Here is a 2,219-nt window from a genome sequence, read left to right as displayed (position 1 = left end):
CCGGATACATTACACACACTTCACACATAAAGCGAACCAGCAGGTCACAATGCCTTTCTTGAGCACTTTCGAGCTAATAGAAGACCATAACCCTCGAGTTTCACTTAAAGCTGTTCGGCAATGCGTTCGTTCACCGGCTTCTTACGCACACTCACGATTTATCTCAGCAAAGTGACAAGTCTCGAGGCCTTCGTCGTAAAGCGAGATGGAGCGAAACCACCCCAATAGAAAGCTCCAGTGAGGAAAAGCTGGACTAGGGAACTAAAGTCGAACTGTGACTACATCAACGAAGACCGATGCCCGGCCGGTCCATCCGGTCGATGAGTATCCGGGCCATGTGAAATTGCTTGTACTCGGCTTTCAACATGTGCTCGCCGCGTATGCAGGCGCGGTGGCAGTCCCGCTTTTCGTGGGCTGGGCACTTGTGGATGCCGGGCGTATGTCCCCATCCGATATTCCGCACCTAATTGCCGCGGACCTGTTTGTTGCCGGCATCGCCACCATCGTGCAGTCGGTGGGTATTTGGCGATTTGGTGTGCGGTTACCACTGATTCAGGGCTGTACCTTCTCTGCCGCCATTCCGATGGTCACTATCGGATCGCAATACGGCGTGCCCGCAATCTACGGTTCGGTGATTGCATCGGGCATTTTCATGATGCTCTTTGCACCGCTTTTTGCGTCGCTTCTACGTCTATTTCCGCCGTTGGTCACTGGCACGGTGCTATTGATTATCGGTACGACGCTTATGCCAGTCGCAGCTGACTGGGTTGGTGGCGGTGCTGAAGTCAAGGACACTCCTGATTTCGGCACGCCCCAAAACTTGGCAGTAGCTGTGTTTGTGTTGGTCTTGATTCTCAGTATTGAGCGTTGGGCACCGGAATGGCTCGCCCGAATCGCCGTTCTAGTGGGCATGATTTCTGGGTTGCTGCTATGCATTCCATTGGGAATGGTGGATTGGTCTGGGACCAAGGACTCACCAATCTTTGGGCTGACACATCCGTTCTACTTCGGCATGCCTGAGTTTGTCTTCTCGGCTGTATTTGCCATGTGCATTGTCTCGCTTGTGACTATGGTCGAGGCGACTGGAGATGTGCTTGCAATCGGTGAGATTACCGAGACCGAGATTGATAATCGCCGTATTGCCGACACACTGCGTGCCGACGGTGCTGCGACCATGATCGGCGGTATTTTCAATACCTTCCAATACACGGCGTTTGCCCAGAACATCGGCGTCCTGTCCATCACGGGCGTGCGATCCCGATGGGTTACCGCAGCTGCAGGCGGAATGCTGCTGATTCTGGGACTGATTCCAAAGACGGCCGCTCTCGTTGCTGCTATCCCGGCTCCAGTTTTGGGAGGTGCCGGTATCGCCTTGTTCGGCATGGTCGCAGCATCCGGCGTCCGCACCCTATCCAAGGTTAAGTTCACTGAATCCAACGTGATCGTGGTTGGTATTCCGTTGGCACTGGCATTGCTTCCGGCTGTATCGCCCGAACTATTCTCCGGACTGCCGGCATGGGCACAAACGTTTATGGCCTCAGGAATCTGCGTAGGTTCCGTCGCAGCTATTATCTTGAACCTTTTGTTCAACACCGCCGACCGTGCACCGCACGCAGTTACTCCGAGCGCTCACGACACCTTCCGCGGAGGTATCAACTCTGAAGATAAGGACCACGACGGCTACGGCGACGTCCCGCCCGCTAAGCCAAGCAGTAATAACTAACTTCGGTACTTTGATTAGCGTGGCTGGATAGCTCAATCCCAGACCGCGCTGGCGTAATTAAATACAACACATTCCCGTATGGGCGCAGGCAATACCTCGCCCATACGGGATTTCCTTTTGGCGCGACCTTGGATGGCGCCGCGTTGTCTCGTAGGTAGGGCTTAAGAATCAGGACGAATTCCAAATAAGCGTATGGATCCCTATTTGGACAGCTTGGCAGTAAAGCCCCATTGAAGCGCGGTATCTGCATGTCGGGATGAGTGGCTGTGGTAAACACAGAAGTGCAATAACTGAATCGGACATGCCAACAAGCTCAGTGCCAGAATTCGAGGAGCCTCCGACCGGTGTACTGCGCATCGGACCCTTCTAAGTACCCGCAATTAAGCCAAATCGGTAGCTACCCCGAGATATAAGCCACGACATTTGTCGATTAAATGTTGTTTACTCGTGGGCACAAAAGTGGGCCGCAGCAGCCCACCCCACACGGGAACTGGCT

The 2,219-nt window shown here is 53.9% G+C and carries 1 protein-coding gene; it reads left to right on the top strand.

Translation table 11 applies throughout. The features are described from left to right. Positions 1-274: 274 nt before the first annotated feature. A complete protein-coding gene (locus tag CHU70_RS01975) occupies positions 275-1,723 on the top strand; it encodes a nucleobase:cation symporter-2 family protein (RefSeq protein ID WP_147719404.1) in 1,449 nt (482 codons plus the stop codon). Positions 1,724-2,219: the final 496 nt, after the last annotated feature.

The organism is Corynebacterium sp. LK10, assembly GCF_008042455.1.
Lineage (GTDB): Bacteria > Actinomycetota > Actinomycetes > Mycobacteriales > Mycobacteriaceae > Corynebacterium > Corynebacterium jeikeium_D.
Note: the sequence above shows the minus strand (reverse complement) of the source record. Positions and strands in the feature narration are given on the sequence as shown.